Consider the following 20,996-nt stretch of genomic DNA (forward strand, 5'->3'; position numbering starts at 1 on the left):
TGATGCGTAGTCGACACAGAGGGCCGGAGCGTGTCCTGCGCGTCTTCTCAAACGCGCCGCGCTCCACGGCAAGACGACGATTGCGCGCGATCGCCGGCGGAATGCCGACAATCCGACAGGAACTCGGGAAAACAGAAAAACCGGAAAAGAGTGTTTTAGGCGCCACACCAGGGCCCTTCACCGAACCGATATGCATGTGGTCAGCAGCATGCAAGCGTCCCCCCATGCCGGTCGCTCCCGAATGCGGGAGCGGCACTTCCGCGCACATCATGTGCTGTCATCCTCTTTCAATCGTCAGCATGCGAAACATCCGCATCGTCTCGCGCGAGACAATTGAGAGTTACGGCTAAAAACTGAAAATTTCGCTAATCGCAAAAGCGGTTAGCGTCCATCGTTCACGCGCGAGTGAACCAAAATGATACACGCATGAGGCGCCTGCCGATGGACGTCGCGCGGCACTCAACCGATGGCCATCAGGCTCGCATTCCCGCCGGCAGCCGTCGTATTGGTGGATATCGAGACTTCCTCGAGGAGCAGGGGAAGGTCGTATCCGCCTCCACCGGCAAGTTCAGTTGTACTGCGCGCCTGCCCCGGCAACAGCGGGCCGGACAGCGCGCAAATTATTTTTTGTATTTTTTTGACACGCTCCGCATCGCCCTCGATCAGCACGCCGGCATGGGGGCCATGGGCCTGCCAGTCGGAGCCGAACCGGATCCGCGCGGCCACCGCCGGAGGCAGGTCAGGCAGAAGGCCGCGTGCCGCCTCCCCGTCCGCGACGACGCCCCGGTTTCCTGTTGCCAGCACCGCCGCGATCTGGGCTGTGAGACCATCAGCGCTTTCGGGATACAGGACAATCGTGCCGCGAGGGCGCAGGTGATAGACATTGCTCTCGCCGACCGGGCCGGGCAGCGTCAGGGTGAGGCCGAGCGGGCAGGTTTCGCCGAGACGGCGCGCGGCCTCTGCCTTGTCCGCCTCCCCCTTGCCGTCCAGCCAGGTGGCAAACTCGATCAATGCAGGGTCGGTGGTGATCGAAGCAAAGCTCGGCGGCACCGGCGGTGTTTCGACCAGGCGACCGATATAGAGCGGACCGCCTGCCTTGGGTCCGGTCCCCGACAGACCGTGACCGCCGAAGGGTTGGACGCCGACGATAGCCCCGATGATGTTGCGGTTGACGTAGATATTGCCGGCATGCACGCGGCTGGTCACGTGAGCGATGGTCTCGTCGAGGCGCGTGTGAATGCCGAAAGTCAGTCCATAGCCGGTCGCGTTGATGTCGCCGATCAACCGGTCGAGATCCTTGCGGCGATAGCGGACCACATGCAGCACGGGGCCGAAGACTTCCTGCTTCAGGTCGGCCATGGAATTCAGCTCGATGATCGTCGGAGCAACAAAGGTGCCGCGCGCGGCCGCTTCGGGCAGCGCGATCTGCTCGACCTTCAGACCGGCCGTCCGCATGGCTTCGATATGACGTTCGATATTGTCACGCGCTTCGGCGGTGATCACCGGGCCGGTATCGACGCGCAGCGCATCGGTCCGACCGATGGTCAGTTCGTGCAGGGCGCCCTTCAGCATGGTGAGCGTGCGATCGGCGACCTCGTCCTGCAGGCAGAGCACACGCAGCGCCGAGCAGCGCTGACCGGCACTGTCGAAGGCGGAGGCGATGACATCGGCGACTACCTGTTCGGCGAGCGCCGAGCTGTCGACGATCATCGCGTTCTGCCCGCCGGTTTCGGCGATCAGCGGAATGGGGCGGCCATTGGCGAGCGTACGGCCGGCGAGGCTTTTCTGGATCAGCCGCGCCACCTCGGTGGAACCTGTGAACATCACGCCGCAGATCCCTTCCGCACCGGTGAGCGCCGCGCCGACAGCGCCATCGCCGGGCAAAAACTGCAGAGCGCTTTGCGGAACGCCCGCCTCGTGCAGCAGGCGCACAGCCTCAGCCGCGATCAGCGGCGTCTCTTCGGCAGGCTTGGCAAGCACCGGGTTACCGGCAACCAGGGCAGCGGCAATCTGGCCCGTGAAGATAGCGAGCGGGAAGTTCCAAGGGCTGATGCAGACGATCGGCCCGAGCGGCGCATGGGCAGCACCCAGCGTACGGCGCGCCTGTTCCGCGTAATAGCGCAGGAAGTCGACGGCCTCGCGCACCTCGGCGATGGCATTCGGCAAGGACTTTCCGGCTTCCCGCATGATCAGGCCGAGCAGCATCGGCATCCGCGCCTCGAAGGCATCCGCCGCCCGGTCGAGGGCCTCGGCCCGCTCAGCCGGCCGCGTCCCGGCCCATTCGGCTGCAGCGTCAACGGCAAGCGTGACCGCGTTCAACGCCGTCGCGGCATCGGGCTCTTGGACTTCGCCGACGATGTCGGCATGATCGGCGGGATTGCGCACCGGTCGTGCAGCGCCTTCGGCCGCGCCGTCTGCCAACTGCGGCACGGCTGTCCACGCCTTTGCCGCGCTCGCCTGCAGCGCCTCCTGCAAAGTGCCGAGCACGTCGTCATTCGAGACGTCCAGCCCCTTGGAATTTCGCCGGCCGGCGCCGTAGAGGCTGGCCGGGGAGAGGATCAGCTCGTGCTGCGCGCCCGGCACCGGCATCGCCGCCACATCGTCGGCAGGGTCGGTGATCAGCGCTTCGATCGACACCTTCGGGTCACCGATGCGGTTGACGAAGGAGGAATTGGCGCCGTTTTCCAGCAGGCGGCGGACGAGATAGGCCAGCAGCGTCTCATGGGTGCCGACCGGCGCATAGATGCGGCAGGGTCGGTCGAGCTTGCCCTTGCCGACCACCTCGGAATAGAGCGGCTCGCCCATGCCGTGCAGGCACTGGAACTCGTAGTCGCCGACGGAGAAATCCGCTCCGGCGAGATGGTAGATCGTCGACAGCGTCTGGGCATTGTGCGAGGCGAATTGCGGGAAAACCGCATCGCGCGCATTAAGCAACTTGCGGGCACAGGCAATGTAGGAAAGGTCGGTATGGACCTTGCGGGTGAAGACCGGAAAGTCTTCGAGACCATCGACCTGGGCGCGCTTGATCTCGGCATCCCAGTAGGCGCCCTTGACCAGCCGCACCATGATGCGGCGGTGCGAGCGGCGGGCGAGATCGATGATATAGTCGAGCACGAAGGGGCAGCGCCGACCATAAGCCTGGACGACGAAACCGAGGCCGTTCCAGCCGGCGAGATCCGGGTCGAGGCTCAGTTCCTCCAGCAAGTCGAGCGACAGCTCCAGCCGATCCTGCTCTTCGGCATCGATATTGAGGCCGATGTCGTACCCCTTGGCGAGCAGCGCCAGGGACTTCACCCGCGGCAGGAGTTCCGCCATGACCCGCTCGACCTGCGAGCGGACATAGCGCGGGTGCAGGGCCGAGAGCTTGATCGAGATGCCCGGCCCCTCATAGATGCCGCGGCCGGCCGCGGCCTTGCCGATCGCATGGATGGCGTTCTCGTAGTCGCGGTAGTAGCGTGCCGCATCGGCCGCCGTGGTCGCGGCCTCGCCGAGCATGTCGTAGGAATAGCGAAAGCCGATCGCCTCCATCTCCTTGGCGCGCTTCAGCGCCTCGGCAATGGTCTCGCCGGTGACGAACTGCTCGCCCATCATCCGCATCGCCATGTCGACGCCGCGCCGGATGACCGGTTCGCCGCAGCGGGCGATCAGGCGGGTGAGCGCGGCCGAGAGGCTGCGGTCGTTGACGGTCGAGGTCAGCCGACCGGTGACGACGAGCCCCCAGGTCGCGGCATTGACGAAAAGCGAGCGGCCGCCACCCAGATGCGATTTCCAGTCGCCCTCGGAAATCTTGTCGCGGATCAGCGCGTCGCGCGTCGCGGTGTCGGGAATGCGCAGCAACGCCTCGGCGAGACACATCAGCGCCACCCCCTCCTGGCTGGACAGCGCATATTCATGCACGAGCCCTTCGACCGGCGACCCCTTGGGCTTGCGGCGCAGGGCCTTGATCAGCTTTCTGCCGGTATCGGCAATGGACTGGCGCGTGCTTTCGGAAAGGGTGGCGGCAGTCAGAAGCGGCGCGATGCATGCCTCTTCCGGACGGCGATAGGCCGCGGTGATCGCCGCGCGCAGGCTGGTGCGCTCATGCGGTGTCGAGGTGAAGCGGGCAAACGGCGCGCCATCGGAGGTCGAAGGATCGGTAATGGGGGCATTCGAAAGGGCATTCGCGGTCATCATGGCACCTTCACACTTCGAAGCCGCGGGTGGCACGAACCTATCCTGCGGCCGGAGCTCTTGGCCCCTTTGCTTCAACGTTGCCGGTCGGGGCCATTGTTGCGCTTTGCGCCGCCCGACACAATCGCCCGGCAATCTAGCGCAACTCTTGAGGTCGGGATGGACTTGTTTTCGCCCGTAGAAAGACTTTAATACCTTTGTTTGGACTCCAGGAAGAGAAACCGCCTATGTCACCCCCCTCCGTCAGTGAAATAGACGCCTTCGACAGAAAGATCATCGAGATCCTGCGCGACGACGGACGCATCTCGATCACCGATCTGGCGGCGCGGATCGGACTTTCGAAGACGCCCTGCCAAGTCCGGTTGAAGCGGCTGATCGACAGCGGCTTCATCGAGGGCTTCAAGGCGGTGGTCAATCCGGAACGCTTGGGCCTCGATCACGTCGCCTTCGCCGAGGTGAAACTGTCGGATACGCGCGAGGAGGCGCTGCGCGCCTTCGATGCGGCAGTCAAGAAGATCCCCGAGATCGAGGAGTGCCACATGATCGCGGGCCGTTTCGACTATCTGCTGAAGGTGAGAACCACGAATATCCGGCGCTATCGGCACGTGCTGGGCGAGAAGATCTCCAGCCTGCCCTATGTGGCCAATACCTCGACCAATGTGGTGATGCAGTCGATCAAGGAGAACTTCGCCTGAGGCGAGTGCTCAGGCGGTCGCACGGGCCTTCGGGCACGCACGGCCGCCTGTCATCACGGCCAGGTCAGAGACAACGCTTCACCTCGGGAAGACCAGGCCGTCGAACAGTTTGCGGGCGGTGCGGACATTGCCCGCACCCTTCACCGTGCCGTCGTCGCCCATGTCGACGAAAACCTCCATCATGCCGGTCGGGTGCTCGACCTGATAGCGTCCATCCGCCGGCTGCACCGCAAGAGCTGCTGCCGGACTGCCGTCGATTCGGGTTGCGGTTGCAACCGTGATGGCGGCAAAGACGCCGACGGATGCGTGCACGCGGTGCGGGATGAAGCTGCGGGTCGAGATTGCCCCGCCGTTCTTCGGCGCCGAGACCAGGAACATCTTCGGGACCGAGGCTTCCTTCACGTCGCCGAGATTCATCATCGGTCCGGCCTTCAGCCTGATCGCCTCGACCTTCTCCTTCAGCGCGGCGTTGCCCTCCAGATCCTCGCGGCTTTCATCGCCCGTCAGACCGAAGTCGGAGGCGCGCATGACGATGCAGGGCATGCCGTTGTCGATCAGCGTCGCCTCGACGCCGTCGATGACGTCGACCGCATTGCCGGTCGGCAGAAGCTGACCGCACATCGATCCCGCAATGTTCATGAAGGTCAAGGGCACGGACGCGTGGGCGCCCGGCACGCCGGCAATCTCGGTGCTGCCGGCATAGGATACCTTGCCGCCGGGCGTCTGGATCTTGGCAAGCGCGATCTCGCCGGTATTGACCATGTGGATGCGCACATCCGTCTCTTCGCCCGCCACTGCAACGAGACCGCGCTCGATGGCGGCCGGGCCGACGCCGGCCAAGATATTGCCGCAGCCCTGCGCCCCGCTGACGAGCGCCTGGTCGACGAAGACCTGCAGGAAGAGATAGTCGACGTCGGCATCGTCCCGGGTCGATGCGGAAAGGACCGCGACCTTGGATGTCAGCGGGTCCGCGCCACCGATGCCGTCGATCTGGCGCGGATCGGGCGAGCCCATGATCCGTAGCAGCAGGTCGTCCCGCGCCGCCTCGTCCGATGGCAGGTCTCCTGCCAGGAAATAGGCGCCCTTGGATGTGCCGCCGCGCATCCAGAGGCAGCGGACACCATCCTCAGACATATTTCAGCCCCTTCTCTGCGAGCCTTAGCCGCATGTCGTAAATATCGAGGCCGAGCTCGCCGGCGGCGAGCCGCACGCGCTTGGCTTCCTCTGCCGCCAGACGTTTCTCGGCGGCGGCCACCACCGTCTCGACATCGGCGCGCTTGACCACGCAGACACCGTCGTCATCGGCGACGATCACGTCGCCGGCCTCGATTGCGGCGCCGGCGCAGACGATCGGCACATTGACCGAACCCAGCGTTTCCTTGATCGTGCCCTGCGCCGAGATCGCCCGGGACCAGACGGGGAAATTCATTGCCGTCAGGTCGCGGATATCGCGCACGCCTGCGTCGATGACGAGGCCACGGCAACCGCGCGCCTGCGCGGAAGTGGCCAGCAGATCGCCGAAATAGCCATTGTCCGACGGGCTGGTCGGCGACAGCACGAGAATGTCGCCATCCTGCAACTGCTCGATTGCCACATGCACCATCCAGTTGTCGCCGGGTGCTGCCGAGATGGTCACGGCGGACCCGGCAATCTGGGCACCGGTATAGATCGGTCGCATATAGCTCTGCAGCAGGCCGGTGCGCCCCTGCGCCTCGTGGACGGTGGCGACGCCGGCCTTTGCCAGCCGCTCGATCAAGCCCTTGTCGGCACGCGGAATGTTCTGGACGACGACTGGCATATCAATGCTCCTTCTTTGCAACGGGGGGCGTGCCGTGGGTGTGGAACGACTCGATGGTCTTCAGGCCCCAGGCCTGCCCCCTCTTTCTCTCGGTTTCGGTCCAGGTGACCGTCTCCCAGTCCGGTGCGAGGATCAGCCGCGCGCCGGAATTGGCAAGCTCGACGCGGTTGCCGGCAGGCTCCCAGACATAGAGGAAGAAGGTGCCCTGCACCGCATGCTTGTGCGGCCCGGTCTCGATATGCACGCCGTTTTCCAGGAAGATATCGGCCGCGCGCAAAATGTCCTCGCGCTGGTCGCAGGCATAGGTCACGTGATGGAAGCGACCATGCCCGCCGCCGTGCTCCTCGGTGCAGGCCAGGTCATAGGTCTTGTTGTTGATGGTGAACCAGCAGCCGCCGAGCCGCCCGTTGTCGAGCCGGATCTGTTCGGTCACGCGACTGCCAAGGCAGGTCTGCATGAAGTCGCGAAAGACGCTGACATCGGAAGACAGCAGGTTCAGGTGATCGATCCGGCGGGGGCTGGCGCCCTGGCCGTGGTAACGGCTGGCATTGTTCTTCAATGCCGACCGATCCCGGTCATCGGGCGTATAGCGAACGGTGTCCCAGTAGATCTCGAAGACATGGCCGAACGGATCCTCGAAGCGGAACGCCCGGCCATGGCCGAGATCGCCCTCGACCCAGCCGATCACCGTGTAGGAGCTCGCTTCGATCGCCGCCACCCGCCGCATCAGCGCTGCCTCCGACGAGGCACGATAGGCGATGTGCCCGACGCCCGTCGTGTGGTGACGCGTCAGCTTCAGCGTGTGGAACTCGTAGTCGTCCCAGGCCCGCAGATAGGCAGATGTCTCATCCTGCCCGGACAGCTTCAGCCCGTAGACGCGGGTGAAGAAATCCAGGCTCTCCTCGAACTTGTCCGTGTACACCTCGACATGGCCGAGATGCCCGATATCGAAACAGGGTTCCATGTTCGTCTCTCCTCCCTCCCCGCGAGTTTACAGCTCGTCGAGGGTCCGCGGGAAGATCGACTGGAAGCCCTCGGCATATTTGCAATCGCGCCCGCCGGACTGGCCACCGGAATTGCGCTTGAAGTGGTTGGCGCGCTGCTGGGCGACACGCTCGTAGTATTCCCACAGATGCACCTGGCCGTTCATGCATTCCATCGCGGCGCGCTTCTTGTCCCATACCGGGGTGATGTCGAGGAAACTGTCCGGCTTCCAGCCCATCTGCTCGGTCTGGTGCGGCTCGAACAGGTAGAGCTGCGGTGCACCGAGCACCTTCTCGCCGGGGTTATGCCCCCAGGCCTGCGCCACCATGCGTGCTTCGAGCGCGATCTGCGTCGTGTACATGTGGTCGGTGTTGTAGGGATCGTACTGGCTGTGGCTGAGCATGAAGCGCGGCTGGACCTTGCGGATCAGGTCGACCAGCTTGAACTTGTCTTCCTTTTCGAGAACCAGCGGATAGTCGCCGAGATCGAAGCAGACGAGTTCCTTGACGCCAAGCACCTCGGCTGCCTTTTCGGCTTCCTCGCGGCGGATCGCCTTGACCTCGTCGAGCCCCTTGCCTTCCTTCCACAGACGGGCACTTTCGCCGCGTTCGCCGAAGGACAGGCAGGCCACGGTCACATCATAGCCCAGCTCGGCATGGGCGGCGATCGCACCACCACAGCGCCAGACGAAATCGGCAGCGTGGGCGCTGATCACCAGCGCGGTTTTCTTGTCAGCCATGGGTATCCTCCTGAATTTTCGTTTTCACCAATTGGTCAGGTTCTACCAGATTTTTCAATTTGGATTGCTGGCACGGTCATAAGTTATTGCTATAACGAAGACCGAAACCAGCTGGCGCGATTGCCGCGCACCACGCTCGCACGACTGGAAATGCGGGCGTTTCATTGACCGCTAGTCCGACAGCCGCGACACCGCCGAAAGTGCAATCATGAACCTCCGCGAACCTGCAGGAATTGCAATCGAGACCTTTGCCGCAGCCGGTGCAGGCCAGCATGCGCCATAATCTGCGCCATCTGCGGGTCTTCGTCGCGGTTGCCGAGACAGGGTCCGTCTCACGCGCCGGTGAATTGCGCCATGTCTCCCAGCCGGCAGTGACCCAGGCGATCGCCCGGGTCGAGCGCATTGCCGGCCAGCCGCTGTTCGAGCGGACGACGCAAGGCCTGTTTCTCAACAAGGCCGGCGAGGTCCTGCTGACGCGCGTCAGGCGTGCGCTCGAATTCCTCGATCCGGCGCTGGTCGACATTTCGCCAAGACTGCAGGTGACGGCCACCACCGCGCAACTGCAATCGCTGATCGCCATGCGCGAGGCGGAGAACTTCACGCTCGCCGCCCGCCGGCTCGACCTCGCCCAGGCAACGGTCCACCGCGCGATCACCCAGCTGGAACAGGAGGCGCGGCGGCCGCTGTTCGAACGCACCGCCTATGGCATGATCGGCACGAAGGCAGCACAGAATCTGGCACTGGCGGCGCGGCTGGCCTTTGCCGAACTGGCGCAGGCCGAAGCCGATCTCGGTGAAATCCGCGCAACGGAAGCCGGCCGGATCGTCATCGGCGCCATGCCGCTGTCGCGCGCCTATGCACTGCCCCAGGCGATCGTCCGCTTTCGCGCCGCCGGACGAAGGCTGCCGATCGATGTCGTCGAGGGCACCTATGACGACCTGCTGGCGGGATTGCGCAGGGGCGAGATCGATTTTCTCATCGGCGCCCTGCGCGAACCGGCACCGATCGGTGATGTCGACCAGCGCGTTCTGTTTCACGACACGATCGTACTGGTCGCCGGTGCCGATCACCCGCTGACGACGCAGCAAACCATTTCGACGGCAGATCTCGCCCGCTATCCCTGGGTGGTCGCCCCGAAGGGCGCGCCGATCCGCGGCCATTTCGAGGCAATCTTCACCCAGGAGGGGCTGGCCGTGCCGGGCCAACTGGTGGAATCACGCTCGCTGATCCTGATGCGTGAACTGCTGAATGCCAGCGACCACCTCGGCTGCATATCGCGACTGCAGGCCGAGGCCGAGATCAGCCATGGATTGATGAACCCGCTTGCCTATTCGCTGGTTGATACGGAGAGGCCGATCGGGCTGACCTTGCGAAAAGGTTGGCTACCGACCGCAGCCCAGGCGGAATTCCTGGATATGCTCGGCACCGGCACGGACTGACGAGAAAACGTGGTTCTTTCTAACGATCGCAAGTCTGCCACCTGCAATAACAAATCTGAACCGCTATAGCAGAATCTTATAGGGATCGCCCCTGTTCGAAATGGCATCACGCGCCCCTTCCGCGCAAAAACAGGCTGCATCGGAGGGCGAGGCACAACCAAAACACCCGCGAACTATCGTCGTTTTGTCCGGCGTTTCCACAGGTGACCGCATGAGCGGCAGCTGGCTGTTTGGTTACGCAGAGCGAAGGGCAAGGCCTGCATGCCGCCTACCGCGCAAAGCTCCGATAAGACGAACACTTATAAGGATCCGATACAGCGGATCCGCCCATGGAGGAGAACACAATGACCTTTTCAAGGACGATTCTGACAGCCGTCGCGCTGACCGGCCTCGCCATCGGCGCGGCCCAGGCGGACGAGATGAAATTCGCCAACTTCATGGCGCCGACCCATCCTTATGTCGCGGGCGCTTTCCAGCCCTTTGCCGACATGGTGGCGAAGGAGACCGACGGCGCCGTGACCGTCAAGCTCTACAATGGCGGCGAACTCGGCGGCGGGCCGGTCGATCAATATAACCGCGCGGTCGAAGGCGTTACCGAATTTGCCATCGGCCTGCCCGGCTATACGGCATCCAACTTTCCCCGCACGCTGCTGGCGGAACTGCCGGGCGTCGTGTCCGAGGAGACGGGTACGGCCGCCCTCTGGAAGAACATCGACCTCCTGATGCCGGAATACAAGCGTGTCAAGCTGATCAGCCTGTGGTCGAGCGCCGATAACATTCTCTACATGCGCGACAAGGCCGTTCACAGCCCCGCCGACATCAAGGGCCTGAAGATCCGCGTGCCCTCGCGCAATGCCGGTCTGGTCGCTGCCGCCTGGGGCGCCCTGCCCGTGTCGATGCCGGTGTCGGACATCTATAACGCGATGCAGACCGGCGTCATCGACGGCGCGCTGATCGATGGCACGGCCACCAAGTCGTTCAAGCTCGGTGAGGTCGCCAAATACCTGACGGTCGGAATGAACTCGACGAACTCGCCCTTCTTCATCCTGATGAATCGCGACGCCTTCGAAGGTCTGACGGACGATCAGAAGGCAGCGGTCGAAAAGGCCGGTCGCGAAGCCTCCGATCTCGGCAGCAAGGTGCAGGTCACCGAGGCGAACAAGGGTATCGACGACTTCGGCAAGATGGACGGCAAGGAACTGATCCGGCTCACGCCGGAAGAAGCCAAGGCGTTCAACGATCTCTCGGCGCCGGTCGTCGACACGGTGGTCGAAGAGACGGCTACCAAGGGCATCGACGCCAAGGCCATCGTTGACGGGTTGACTGCCGCGAAATGAAGAACAGGGACGACATCGCCGTCTCGCGCCTGTTTGCCAGCACCACAAAGGTGCTGGCAACGGTGTCGGGTCTCTTTCTGCTCGGCATGGTGGTCCTGATCGCGACCGACGTGATCCGCCGCTATGTTTTCTCCATTCCAATGCTCGGCACCAACGAGATCGTGCAGCTAGTGACCGTCGCCGCCGTGATGATGGCCCTGCCCTATTGCACGGCCAGCGACGGCCATGTGCGCGTCGACATTCTCGACAATGCGATCGGCGCTGCCGGCCGCTTTGTCGGCGATGTGTTCTCGCGAATGGCGACCTCTTTCGTGCTTGGCGTCCTTGTCTGGCGCGCGGCGCTGAAGGCCCTCGATGCGCAGGAATATGGCGATGCGACGAACATGCTCGGCCTGCCGATCTGGCCGTTCTACGGACTGATCGCCGCCGGAACCGCCGTCGCGGTGCTCGCACTGCTCCTGCAGATCATGCTGCTCGTCCATGGAAAGCTTGCCAAATGAGTGTTGAGACTGTCGGTATCATCGGCATCGCGGCTTTGTTCGCGCTGATGGCGTTTCGCACGCCGGTGGCATTCGCAATGCTTCTGGTCGGCTTTTTCGGCACCTGGATTCTCGGCGGCTTCCGCTCGTCGGGCGCGGTGCTGATCACCGAAACCTATGGCGCGGTGTCCAACTATTCGCTGGTCGTCGTGCCGATGTTCATCCTGCTGGGCAACATCGCTTCGGCCGCCGGGTTCAGCCGCAGCCTCTACGATGCGGCCTATGCCTGGGTCGGCGGCTTTCGCGGCGGGCTGGCCTCGGCATCGGTGATCGGCTGTGCCGCCTTTTCCGCCGTCTCCGGTTCCTCTGTCGCAACCGCCGTCACCATCGGCAAGGTGGCGCTGCCGGAGATGAAGCGCCTCGGCTATTCGGCAAGCCTGTCTACCGGTTCGATCGCCGCCGGCGGTACGCTCGGCTTCCTCATCCCGCCCTCGACCGGCTTTGCCCTTTATGCGGTACTGACCGAGGAATCGATCGGCCGCCTGTTCATGGCCGGCATCCTGCCGGGCATTCTGATGATGGGCCTGTTCATGGCCGCGATCTCGATCGTTACCTGGCTCGACCCGAAAGCCGGTCCGCATGGCGACCATGTCCGTTTCCTGCAGAAACTGAAGCTGCTGGGCAAGGCAGCCCCACTGCTGGCGGTCATGGTGCTGTCGATCGGCGGCATCTATGTCGGCGCATTTACCCCCGTCGAAGCCTCGGGCATCGGCGCGGCACTCGTCATCCTCATTGCCCTTGCCATGCGCGCGCTTACCTTGTCCGCCTTCTACGAGGCCTTGCTGGATACGGTAAAGACGACGGCAATGCTGTTTACCATCGTCATCGGCGCCAATGTGCTGAACCCCTTCCTGGCGATGACCCATATTCCGGAGACGCTTGGCACCGCGCTGACGACGCTCGGCCTCGGCCCCTATGGCAGCCTGGCGGTGATCATCCTGGCCTATGTGGCGCTCGGCATGTTCCTCGACGGCCTGTCGATGCTTGTGGTGACGATCCCGATCGTCTTCCCGATCATCAAGGCTGCGGGATTCGACCCGATCTGGTTCGGCGTCGTGGCGGTGATCGTCATCGAAATGGGGATGATCACCCCGCCGGTCGGCCTTAACGTCTTCGTCGTCAAGGGGGTGGCGGAAGACGTGCCGATGTCCGCGATCTTCAGGGGCGTCATGCCCTTCCTCATGGCAATGATCATCGGCCTGCTGCTGATCATCGCCTTCCCGCAGATCGCTCTTCTGATCCCGAACTCGATGTTCGGATAGCAGGCGGACCATTGCCGGTCTCGGCCAAAAAAAAGCCCGGGCAGAGACATCTCCGCCCGGGCTTTTTTTCAATAGTGATGCGGCAGGAGATCAGGCGTTGGCGAGATCGGCCGGCAGCAGGGCCTTCGGCAGGTTCTGGTAGGAAACCGGGCGCAGGAAGCGGCGGATCGCCAGCGTGCCGACGCTGGTGGCGCCGAAATTGGTCGAAGCCGGGTAAGGCCCGCCGTGCACCATGCTGTCGACCACCTCGACACCGGTCGGGAAGCCGTTGGCGAGAATGCGGCCGGCCTTGCGCTCCAGCACCGGAACCAGCTTCTGGCCGAGCGCCACGTCGCCGTCATCCATGTGCAGGGTGCAGGTCAGCTGACCCTCCAGGCTCTTGGCGACCTCGAGCATCTGGTCCTCGTCCTTGACGGTGACCATGATGCCGAGCGGACCGAAGACTTCCTCGCCGAGTTCGTGATTGGCGAGCCATTCGTCACCGGTCGTACGGAAGAGATAAGGCTTGGCATTGCGCAGGTCGCAGGTGGACGTCATCAACGCCTGGACCCCGGTGGTACCGGAGACGCGCTCGGCGCCCTTGCGGTAGGCGTCGGCGATACCGTCGGTCAGCATGACCTGCGCATCGACCTTTTCCAGCCCCTTGACGGCAGCATCGGCAAAGGCGTCGGCATCGCCGCCCTCGATCGCAACGCTGATGCCCGGATTGGTGCAGAACTGGCCGGCACCCATGCTGAGCGAACCGGCCCAGCCGGCACCGAGGCTTTCGCCGCGTGCGGACAGCGCCGAAGGCAGCATGAACATCGGGTTGACAGAACCGAGCTCCCCGAAGAACGGAATCGGCTCGGGGCGCTGGGCGCAGAGATCGAAGAGTGCACGCCCGCCGGCCAATGAACCGGTGAAACCAACCGCCTTGATCAGCGGATGCTTGACAAGGCTCTCGCCGGTGACGCGGGTATTGCCCTGAACGAGCGAGAAGACGCCGGCCGGCATGCCGCAGGCCTTGACCGCAGCAGCGATCGCTTCGGCGACGATCTCGCCGGTGCCGGGATGGGCCGGATGCCCCTTGACGACCACCGGGCAGCCGGCAGCCAGAGCCGACGCGGTGTCACCGCCAGCGGTCGAGAAGGCGAGCGGGAAGTTCGATGCGCCGAACACGCCGACCGGGCCGATAGGCCGCTGCATCATGAAGATCTCCGGACGCGCCGCCGGCTGGCGATCCGGCAGGGCCGCATCGTGGCGACGGTCGAGATATTCGCCCTTCAGGATATGCTCGGCGAACAGGCGCAGCTGGCCGGTGGTGCGGCCGCGCTCGCCGTTCAGCCGCGCGGCCGGCAGGCCGGATTCCTGCGTGCCGATCTCGGTGATGTCCTCGCCGCGGGCTTCGATTTCGTCGGCAATCTTGTTCAGGAAGGCGGCACGCTCCTCGCGGGTAGTCGCAGCATAGGCGGAAAAGGCTGCCTCGGCCGCCTCGCAGGCCCGGGCGACATCGTCCGCCGTGCCGTTGGAGAAGCTGTGGGCCGGGCCATGCGCTGGCGACGACTGGAACATGTCCTTGCCGGCAACCCATTCACCTGCGATCAGGTGCTTGCCGTGCGGTGCGAATGTCATTGGAAATCCTTTCGATCGTGTCTCAGTTTTTGCCTTCGGGCAGCGATCCGTCGGCCGGGACAAAAAGTCATACTTTATGTAGATACCGACCATGTCGCCGCAATGGCAACCCGGTGAAAGATCTTTTGGGTGGAGAGTGAAGATCTCTTCCTTGTCGGCGCTCCTCCCGATGCGCCGGACGCAGGCAACCTATGCGTTCCCCAGAACACGGTCGCCAGCAGGTCGCCACCCTTTTAACGGGCATGCCGCATGGTGACAATGGGCGGCCGACCGGCGAGCCCGCGGCGGCGCCCGCATGATTTGCGTTGGAACCCGGATCGCCGCTTGCGAGTTTTCGCTGACAAGACAAAACGGTGTTGAGTGTTCGATGAACGAGCTTGTCAGAAATCCCGTGCCGCTGCCCCCCGGCCTCATTTACGTCAACGATCAGGAACCCGGTATTCGCCGTGAAAGGCGAGGCCGCGGTTTCAGCTACCGCCTGCCGAACGGCGAACTGCTGAACGATATCGAGCAGATGGAACGTATAAGGGCGCTCGGACTACCGCCGGCCTACAAGGACGTCTGGATCTGCATGATGGCCAATGGCCACCTGCAGGCGACGGGTCTCGATGATCGCGGACGCAAGCAATATCGCTACCACGAGGAATGGCATGCGCTGCGCGACGAGAAGAAATACAGCGAGCTGCCGCGCTTCGGAACGGCCTTGCCGAAACTGCGCCGCCGGGCCCGTATCGATGCCGAGACCATCGACGGGACCGAGCGCTCGACCCTCGGCGCCCTGACACTGCTACTCGACGCGGCGCATCTGAGGGTCGGCAACCAGTGCTATCTGCAGACCAACGGCACCTATGGCGCAACAACACTTCTGAAAAAGCACATCCGCTTCGGCGAGGTCGTTGAACTTGCCTTCGCCGCCAAGGGTGGCAAGAAGATCAAGCAGAAACTACGTGCACCGCGCCTGCAAAAGATCCTTGAGCGGATCGCCGATCTTCCCGGGCGCAAGCTGTTCGTCTGGCAGGACAAGGACGGCGTGGTGCACCCGGTCGATTCCGGACAGCTGAACCGCTATCTGAGTGCAACCGCCGGCGTACCGATTTCGGCCAAGACATTTCGCACCTGGGGCGGCACGGTCGCCGCCTTCGAAAAGGCCTGCTCGCTCTTGAACGCGGGCGAAAAACCGACCATCCGCAGCCTGTGCGAAGCGGCCGCAGACGAGTTGTCGAACACGCCGGCCGTCTGCCGCAAGAGCTATGTGCATCCGGGCGTGCTGGCGCTTGCGACGGATGACCTCCTGTGCCTCAGGCTCAAGCGGCAGCTAGGCCGTCCGGTCAGGACGCGCGACGGGATGCGTGTGTCGGAGCAGCGGCTGCTGGCCTATCTGCGCAGCTATCTGAGGCCGGCAAAGCGGTAAACGTTGCTGGAAAGAAACGCTGATGGCCTCGAGCTGACAGGCCGTCAGCTCTTGTCACAGACCGCCATGCTGTCCGTAGAGAAGCCAGGCCAGGCCTGCTATCATCAGGATGACGCTGAGCGTGATCGCCAGCACCAGCCGCAGATCCTGCCGCCGCGATCGGCTGCGGCCGCGCTTGACGGCACTGGTGAAATCGACGGCAAGCTGAATGATGGCCAAGAGGGCAAGAACGCCCGTGGCGATGATCGGCCCGAAAGGCAGGCCGAGCACCGGCACCGCAAAAGCGACGAGCACAAGGCCCAAGGCCGTCAGTCCACCCGCAAGATACTGGGAAACATCGAAGCGAGGTTTCTCTTTCGTCTTCGGATAAAACTGTTGGTCGCTCATGCAGGCAATGCTCCTGTCGAAAATTCATTCTTTGCAAATCGGGCAGAACGTCCTCCATCGACAGCAGGCTTCGGTCTGCGCGAGGAAGACGGGGACACAATCTCAATGAGGCGCGAACGCATGAGCGTCGCTCCGGTTCCGCGCGATCGCGTCCTCGCAAACATTAAATATTGATCATCTGGCAACTTCCCCGGTTTGCAGGCGTTGCGACCTGCAACAGCCATGTGGAGAATTGCCATGAATGAACGCATCAAGGACGCCGAATCCGAGGGGCCTGCCGGTGGCTGGGGATCGTTGAAATCGATCGCCAGGATCTACGGCGAAACCTGGCCGACCCCTGCGGTGCTGGAGACCTTGCGGCGGCAGAACAAGCCGGGCGGCTTCATGTGCGTCTCCTGCGCGTGGCCGAAGCCGGCCAATTACCACGCCTTCGAATTCTGCGAAAACGGTGCCAAGGCGACGCTCTGGGAAATGACCACTGCCCGCTGCACCCCGGATTTCTGGAAGGACCACACCGTCACCGAATTGCGCGAATGGAAGGACCACGACCTGGAAAAGACAGGGCGGTTGACCCAGCCGATGCGCTATGACGCGGCAAGCGATCGCTATGTCGAAGTCTCCTGGGACGAGGCCTTTGCCGGCATCGGTTCCGTGCTGAAGACGCTCGATCCGAAAAGCGTAGTTTTTTATTCCTCCGGCCATGCGGGGCTCGAGGCGTCCTATCTCTACGCATTGCTTGCCCGCGCCTATGGCAACAACAACCTGCCGCAAAGCTCCAACATGTGCCACGAGACGACTTCGGTCGGCCTTACAAAGGTGATCGGTTCGCCGGTCGGCACCATCGTGTGGGAAGACCTTGCCAAGACCGACTGCTTCTTCTTCTTCGGCCAGAACCCGGGTACCAACAGCCCCCGTTTCCTGCATCCACTGCAGGAGGCCAAGCAACGCGGGGCCAAGATTGTCACCTTCAATCCCGTGCTGGAACAGGGGCTCGTCTCCTTCGTCAATCCGCAGAACCCGCTGGACATGATATCTGGCCACGAAACACAGATTTCCGACCATTACCTGCAGGTGCAGAGCGGCGGTGACGTCGCTGCCATTCTCGGGCTCTGCAAGGTGGTCGTCGAGGCCGATGACATCGCAAGAGCACGCGGCGAGAAGCGCGTGCTCGACGTGGAATTCATCGACCAGCACACCACCGGCTTCGACAGCTTCATCCACTGCGTGCGCGAAGCCGACTGGGCCGATATCGAACGGGAGAGCGGCCTCACCGAGGCTGCGCTGCGCGAGGCCGGCGACGTCTATGTCAAGGCCGAGCGGGTCATCGGGGTCTACGGCATGGGGCTGACCCAGCACTCGCACGGCGCGCTCAACATTGCCATGCTGGTCAACCTGCTGCTGCTGCGCGGCAATATCGGCCGCGAAGGTGCCGGCTGCTGTCCGGTGCGCGGCCATTCCAACGTCCAGGGTCAACGCACCGTCGGCGTTGCCGAAAAGACCAAGCTGGTGCCGATGGACAAGCTCAAGGCACTGTTCGACTTCGACCCGCCGACAGACGACGGCACCCATATCGTCGATGCCATAAAGGGCCTGATGCGCGGCGAGATCAAGGCCTTCATCTCGCTTGGCGGCAATCTGCTCAGGGCCGTGCCCGACCAGAAAGCAGCGGAAAAAGCCTGGGCCGCCCAGGAGCTCGCGGTCATGGTCTCGACCAAGCTCAACCGCAGCCATCTCTTCCCGGCGAAGAACGCCTATATCCTGCCTTGCCTGTCACGTTCGGAGATCGACGAACAAGCAACCGGCAACCAGGCGGTTTCGATCGAGGACAGCTTCTCCCATATCCACGGCTCCATCGGCAAACGCACGCCGGCGGCACAAACCCTCAAGAGTGAGCTGGCGATCGTCACCGGCATCGCCAAGGCAGCCCTTGCCCCCAGCCCGAAGCTCAAATGGGATGAGTGGACCGGCGATTACGGGCTGGTGCGCGACCTGATCGAAAAGACCTATCCGGAGGACTTCAAGGACTACAACGAGAGGCTTTTTACACCGGGTGGCTTCTACCGCGGCAATGGCGCGCATGAGCGGATCTGGGAAACACCGGAAAAGAAGGCGATCTTCACGACGCCGGAGCAGCTGAACTCGCTGTCGTTTGCGGATCGCCCGGGCCGCTACCGGCTGCTGACCATGCGGTCGAACGATCAGTTCAACACCACGATCTATGGATATTCCGACCGCTTTCGCGGGATCGAGGGCACGCGCGACGTGGTTCTGATGTGCGAGGAAGACATCGCAGCCGCCGGCCTAAAGGCCGGGCAGACCGTGCGCCTCGTCAGCGATTTCGACGACGGCACGCGCCGCGTGCTTGGCGGCCTGACGGTCAGGCCGCACACGCTGCCCAGGGGCACGATCTGTTCCTATTACCCGGAATGCAATGTGCTGATCGCCATCGATCATCACGACCAGCTGTCGAAAACCCCGGCATCGAAGTCGATTCCGGTGACGATCGAGGCGGATGGCTAGCCCGGTCGTTGCGAAAGTGGGAACCCGGGTTCGCCGCTGAAATTAAGCAATAACAAGAAGATTGAGCATTGCAGGTGGCCTGCTTTCACCGGCAATGCTCTACCGCCGCCGCTTGGGCCGGGTGGCGAGCACGTTGCGGATCGAAAAGCTCGAATGGATCCGCAGCACGCCGGGCAGCGTGGAAAGCACTTCCTTGTGGATCCGCTCGAACTCGCCGGCGCTGGCTGTTTCCACCCGCAGAAAATAGTCCGAGCCGCCGGTCATCAGGTAGCACTCCCGAATCTCGGGATATTTCCGCACGGCGGCCTCGAAGCGGTTGAGATGCTCCTCCGTCTGCCGCTCCAGCGTGATGTTGATCATCACCGCGATCGACGCTTCACCCGCGCCGCTGTCGATCAGCGCGGTATAACCGCGGATCACACCCCCCTCCTCAAGCGCACGGACGCGGCGCAGGCAGGCGGAGGGCGACAAGCCGACCTCGGCTGCGAGAGCTGCATTGCTGGTCCGCGCATTGGTGCGCAGCAGGCGGATCAACTGGCGGTCGATCCCGTCAATGGCATCCATGCACATTCCCTCCATTTCATCGCATAAAATTGCTTAAAATTGCGCAAGAGACAACAATCCTTGCAGCAATGGCGAGATATTGCCTGATCATGTCAATAGTCTCGATGATGTTCGTCTTCGACTTTTGCGGGATTGTCGAAGCTGGCGCACCACCACCTGGTTTTCAGTGCGGTCCATCTTCCACCCCGACGTCAAAAGCGCATTCGACGTTTCCGGCATGTCCGCCGGCATTTCATTGTCACCCGATGCATGCCATCCTGCATGCCGCGCGCAATCCTGGGGTTTTCATGAACATCACCATTCTCGGCGCAGGCATTATCGGCGTGACCACCGCCTATCAGCTGGCCAAAGCCGGCCATCAGGTGACCGTGATCGACCGGCAACCGGGGCCGGCGCTGGAAACCAGTTTCGCCAATGCGGGCGAAGTCTCCTTCGGCTACTGCTCGCCCTGGGCGGCACCGGGCATTCCGGTCAAGGCGATGAAATGGCTGATGATGGAGCATGCGCCGCTGATCCTGCGCCCCAAGCTCGACATTGCCATGCTGTCCTGGCTGGTCCGGATGCTGCGCAACTGCACGGCAGAGCGCTATGCGCTGAACAAGAGCCGGATGCTGCGGCTTGCCGATTACAGCCGGCTGTCTCTGGCCGAACTGCGCGCCGAGACGGGAATTGCCTATGACGAACGCATGCAGGGCACCCTGCAGCTGTTTCGCAACCACCATCAGCTGGAAGCCTCGGCCAAGGACGTCAAGGCACTGGCCGCCGACGGCATTGCCTATGAATTGCTGGATGTCGATGGCTGCATTGCGCAGGAACCGGCGCTCGCCGCTGCCCGCGGAAAGATCGTCGGCGGCCTGCTGACACCGAAGGACGAGACCGGCGATTGTTTCAAGTTCACCAATGCGCTGGCCGAGAAGGCTGCCGCTATGGGCGTCACCTTTCGCTGGGGCGAGACGATCGAGCGGCTCGACGTCGAGGCCGGCCGGGTGCGCGGGGTCGTGACCGACAGGGCGCATAGCCCCGCAGATGCGGTGGTCGTGGCGCTGGGCAGCTATTCGCCGCTGATGCTGAAGCCGCTCGGAATCGCCCTGCCGGTCTATCCTGTGAAGGGATATTCACTGACCATCCCGATCATCGACGAGACCCGCGCGCCTGTCTCCACCGTAATGGACGAGAGCTACAAGATCGCCCTGACGCGGCTCGGCGAGCGCATCCGGGTTGGCGGCATGGCCGAGATATCCGGCTATACCAATGATCTCGGGCTGAAGCGTCGCCGCACGCTGGAACACTCCGTCACCGATCTCTTCCCCGGCGGCGATCTCCACCAGGCAAGCTTCTGGTCGGGACTCCGGCCAATGACGCCGGATGGCACGCCGGTCATCGGAGCCACCAGGATCGACGGCCTCTACCTCAACACCGGCCATGGCACGCTCGGCTGGACGATGAGTTCCGGCTCGGCCAAACTGATCGCCGACATCGTCAGCGGGCGCACGCCCGACATATCGGCCGAGGACCTGGGCGTTGCGCGCTACGGCTGATC

The 20,996-nt window shown here is 63.3% G+C and carries 16 protein-coding genes; 8 read left to right on the forward strand and 8 right to left on the reverse strand.

Annotation, left to right across the window (positions count from 1 at the left end; translation table 11 throughout):
- Positions 1-459: 459 nt before the first annotated feature.
- Positions 460-4,140: a trifunctional transcriptional regulator/proline dehydrogenase/L-glutamate gamma-semialdehyde dehydrogenase gene (gene putA, locus J2Z17_RS02655; protein WP_377299955.1), complete on the reverse strand. Its 3,681-nt coding sequence runs from the start codon at positions 4,138-4,140 to the stop codon at positions 460-462.
- A gap of 257 nt (positions 4,141-4,397) precedes the next feature.
- On the opposite strand from putA, the gene J2Z17_RS02660 reads away from it, so the two are divergent.
- A complete protein-coding gene (locus J2Z17_RS02660) occupies positions 4,398-4,865 on the forward strand; it encodes an Lrp/AsnC family transcriptional regulator (protein ID WP_209941928.1) in 468 nt (155 codons plus the stop codon).
- Between the two features lie 78 nt (positions 4,866-4,943).
- Here J2Z17_RS02660 and J2Z17_RS02665 read toward each other — a convergent pair whose 3' ends face one another.
- The 4 genes from J2Z17_RS02665 to J2Z17_RS02680 are packed head-to-tail and all read right to left on the reverse strand — an operon-like array spanning position 4,944 to position 8,386.
- Complete coding sequence (locus tag J2Z17_RS02665) at positions 4,944-5,999, reverse strand: 4-oxalomesaconate tautomerase (RefSeq protein ID WP_209941929.1); 1,056 nt, start codon at positions 5,997-5,999, stop codon at positions 4,944-4,946.
- Positions 5,992-6,663 carry a 4-carboxy-4-hydroxy-2-oxoadipate aldolase/oxaloacetate decarboxylase gene (locus J2Z17_RS02670; protein WP_209941930.1) on the reverse strand — a complete coding sequence of 224 codons (672 nt, stop codon included), beginning with the start codon at positions 6,661-6,663 and terminating at the stop codon, positions 5,992-5,994. Before J2Z17_RS02670 ends, J2Z17_RS02665 begins: the two co-directional genes overlap by 8 nt.
- 1 nt (position 6,664) lies before the next feature.
- Positions 6,665-7,627, reverse strand: a complete 963-nt coding sequence (locus J2Z17_RS02675) for a VOC family protein (RefSeq protein ID WP_209941932.1) — start codon at positions 7,625-7,627, stop codon at positions 6,665-6,667.
- A gap of 27 nt (positions 7,628-7,654) precedes the next feature.
- Positions 7,655-8,386: a PIG-L deacetylase family protein gene (locus J2Z17_RS02680; protein ID WP_209941934.1), complete on the reverse strand. Its 732-nt coding sequence runs from the start codon at positions 8,384-8,386 to the stop codon at positions 7,655-7,657.
- 272 nt (positions 8,387-8,658) lie between these two features.
- On the opposite strand from J2Z17_RS02680, the gene J2Z17_RS02685 reads away from it, so the two are divergent.
- The 4 genes from J2Z17_RS02685 to J2Z17_RS02700 all read left to right on the forward strand — a co-directional run bounded on the left by J2Z17_RS02685 (position 8,659) and on the right by J2Z17_RS02700 (position 12,963).
- Complete coding sequence (locus tag J2Z17_RS02685; protein WP_209941937.1) at positions 8,659-9,825, forward strand: LysR substrate-binding domain-containing protein; 1,167 nt, start codon at positions 8,659-8,661, stop codon at positions 9,823-9,825.
- Between the two features lie 344 nt (positions 9,826-10,169).
- Positions 10,170-11,162: a TRAP transporter substrate-binding protein gene (locus tag J2Z17_RS02690; RefSeq protein WP_209941939.1), complete on the forward strand. Its 993-nt coding sequence runs from the start codon at positions 10,170-10,172 to the stop codon at positions 11,160-11,162.
- Positions 11,159-11,662, forward strand: coding sequence for a TRAP transporter small permease (locus tag J2Z17_RS02695; protein WP_209941941.1), 504 nt, complete (start codon positions 11,159-11,161; stop codon positions 11,660-11,662). The genes J2Z17_RS02690 and J2Z17_RS02695 overlap by 4 nt, the downstream gene beginning before the upstream one ends.
- Positions 11,659-12,963: a TRAP transporter large permease gene (locus J2Z17_RS02700; RefSeq protein WP_209941943.1), complete on the forward strand. Its 1,305-nt coding sequence runs from the start codon at positions 11,659-11,661 to the stop codon at positions 12,961-12,963. Before J2Z17_RS02695 ends, J2Z17_RS02700 begins: the two co-directional genes overlap by 4 nt.
- A gap of 90 nt (positions 12,964-13,053) precedes the next feature.
- Here the strand turns inward: J2Z17_RS02700 and J2Z17_RS02705 are convergent, their stop codons facing one another.
- Positions 13,054-14,574, reverse strand: a complete 1,521-nt coding sequence (locus tag J2Z17_RS02705; RefSeq protein ID WP_209941945.1) for an aldehyde dehydrogenase (NADP(+)) — start codon at positions 14,572-14,574, stop codon at positions 13,054-13,056.
- A gap of 391 nt (positions 14,575-14,965) precedes the next feature.
- Here J2Z17_RS02705 and J2Z17_RS02710 point away from each other — a divergent pair, with 391 nt between their 5' ends.
- Positions 14,966-15,985 (forward strand): DNA topoisomerase IB, encoded by a 1,020-nt coding sequence (locus J2Z17_RS02710; RefSeq protein WP_377299956.1) that lies wholly within the window; start codon positions 14,966-14,968, stop codon positions 15,983-15,985.
- A 54-nt stretch (positions 15,986-16,039) separates the two neighbouring features.
- Here J2Z17_RS02710 and J2Z17_RS02715 read toward each other — a convergent pair whose 3' ends face one another.
- Positions 16,040-16,372, reverse strand: coding sequence for a hypothetical protein (locus J2Z17_RS02715; protein WP_209941949.1), 333 nt, complete (start codon positions 16,370-16,372; stop codon positions 16,040-16,042).
- 237 nt (positions 16,373-16,609) lie between these two features.
- Between J2Z17_RS02715 and J2Z17_RS02720 the strand changes: the two genes are divergently transcribed.
- A complete protein-coding gene (locus J2Z17_RS02720; protein ID WP_245223812.1) occupies positions 16,610-18,892 on the forward strand; it encodes an FdhF/YdeP family oxidoreductase in 2,283 nt (760 codons plus the stop codon).
- Between the two features lie 99 nt (positions 18,893-18,991).
- On the opposite strand, the gene J2Z17_RS02725 is transcribed toward J2Z17_RS02720, so the two are convergent.
- Positions 18,992-19,456: an Lrp/AsnC family transcriptional regulator gene (locus tag J2Z17_RS02725; protein ID WP_209941953.1), complete on the reverse strand. Its 465-nt coding sequence runs from the start codon at positions 19,454-19,456 to the stop codon at positions 18,992-18,994.
- 287 nt (positions 19,457-19,743) lie between these two features.
- Here J2Z17_RS02725 and J2Z17_RS02730 point away from each other — a divergent pair, with 287 nt between their 5' ends.
- Entirely contained in the window at positions 19,744-20,994 is a 1,251-nt protein-coding gene (locus J2Z17_RS02730; RefSeq protein ID WP_209941955.1) for a D-amino acid dehydrogenase, read from the forward strand.
- Positions 20,995-20,996: the final 2 nt, after the last annotated feature.

This window comes from Heterorhizobium halophytocola, from assembly GCF_017873095.1.
In the GTDB taxonomy this organism is placed as follows: Bacteria; Pseudomonadota; Alphaproteobacteria; order Rhizobiales; family Rhizobiaceae; genus Allorhizobium; species Allorhizobium halophytocola.

Bases quoted from the DNA above. Each gene is read 5' to 3' on its own strand.
- J2Z17_RS02660 (WP_209941928.1), top strand. From the start codon at position 4,398: ATGTCACCCCCCTCCGTCAGTGAAATAGACGCCTTCGACAGAAAGATC.
- J2Z17_RS02665 (WP_209941929.1), bottom strand. From the start codon at position 5,999: ATGTCTGAGGATGGTGTCCGCTGCCTCTGGATGCGCGGCGGCACATCC.
- J2Z17_RS02670 (WP_209941930.1), bottom strand. From the start codon at position 6,663: ATGCCAGTCGTCGTCCAGAACATTCCGCGTGCCGACAAGGGCTTGATC.
- J2Z17_RS02675 (WP_209941932.1), bottom strand. From the start codon at position 7,627: ATGGAACCCTGTTTCGATATCGGGCATCTCGGCCATGTCGAGGTGTAC.
- J2Z17_RS02680 (WP_209941934.1), bottom strand. From the start codon at position 8,386: ATGGCTGACAAGAAAACCGCGCTGGTGATCAGCGCCCACGCTGCCGAT.
- J2Z17_RS02685 (WP_209941937.1), top strand. From the start codon at position 8,659: ATGCGCCATAATCTGCGCCATCTGCGGGTCTTCGTCGCGGTTGCCGAG.
- J2Z17_RS02690 (WP_209941939.1), top strand. From the start codon at position 10,170: ATGACCTTTTCAAGGACGATTCTGACAGCCGTCGCGCTGACCGGCCTC.
- J2Z17_RS02695 (WP_209941941.1), top strand. From the start codon at position 11,159: ATGAAGAACAGGGACGACATCGCCGTCTCGCGCCTGTTTGCCAGCACC.
- J2Z17_RS02700 (WP_209941943.1), top strand. From the start codon at position 11,659: ATGAGTGTTGAGACTGTCGGTATCATCGGCATCGCGGCTTTGTTCGCG.
- J2Z17_RS02705 (WP_209941945.1), bottom strand. From the start codon at position 14,574: ATGACATTCGCACCGCACGGCAAGCACCTGATCGCAGGTGAATGGGTT.
- J2Z17_RS02715 (WP_209941949.1), bottom strand. From the start codon at position 16,372: ATGAGCGACCAACAGTTTTATCCGAAGACGAAAGAGAAACCTCGCTTC.
- J2Z17_RS02720 (WP_245223812.1), top strand. From the start codon at position 16,610: ATGAATGAACGCATCAAGGACGCCGAATCCGAGGGGCCTGCCGGTGGC.
- J2Z17_RS02725 (WP_209941953.1), bottom strand. From the start codon at position 19,456: ATGGATGCCATTGACGGGATCGACCGCCAGTTGATCCGCCTGCTGCGC.
- J2Z17_RS02730 (WP_209941955.1), top strand. From the start codon at position 19,744: ATGAACATCACCATTCTCGGCGCAGGCATTATCGGCGTGACCACCGCC.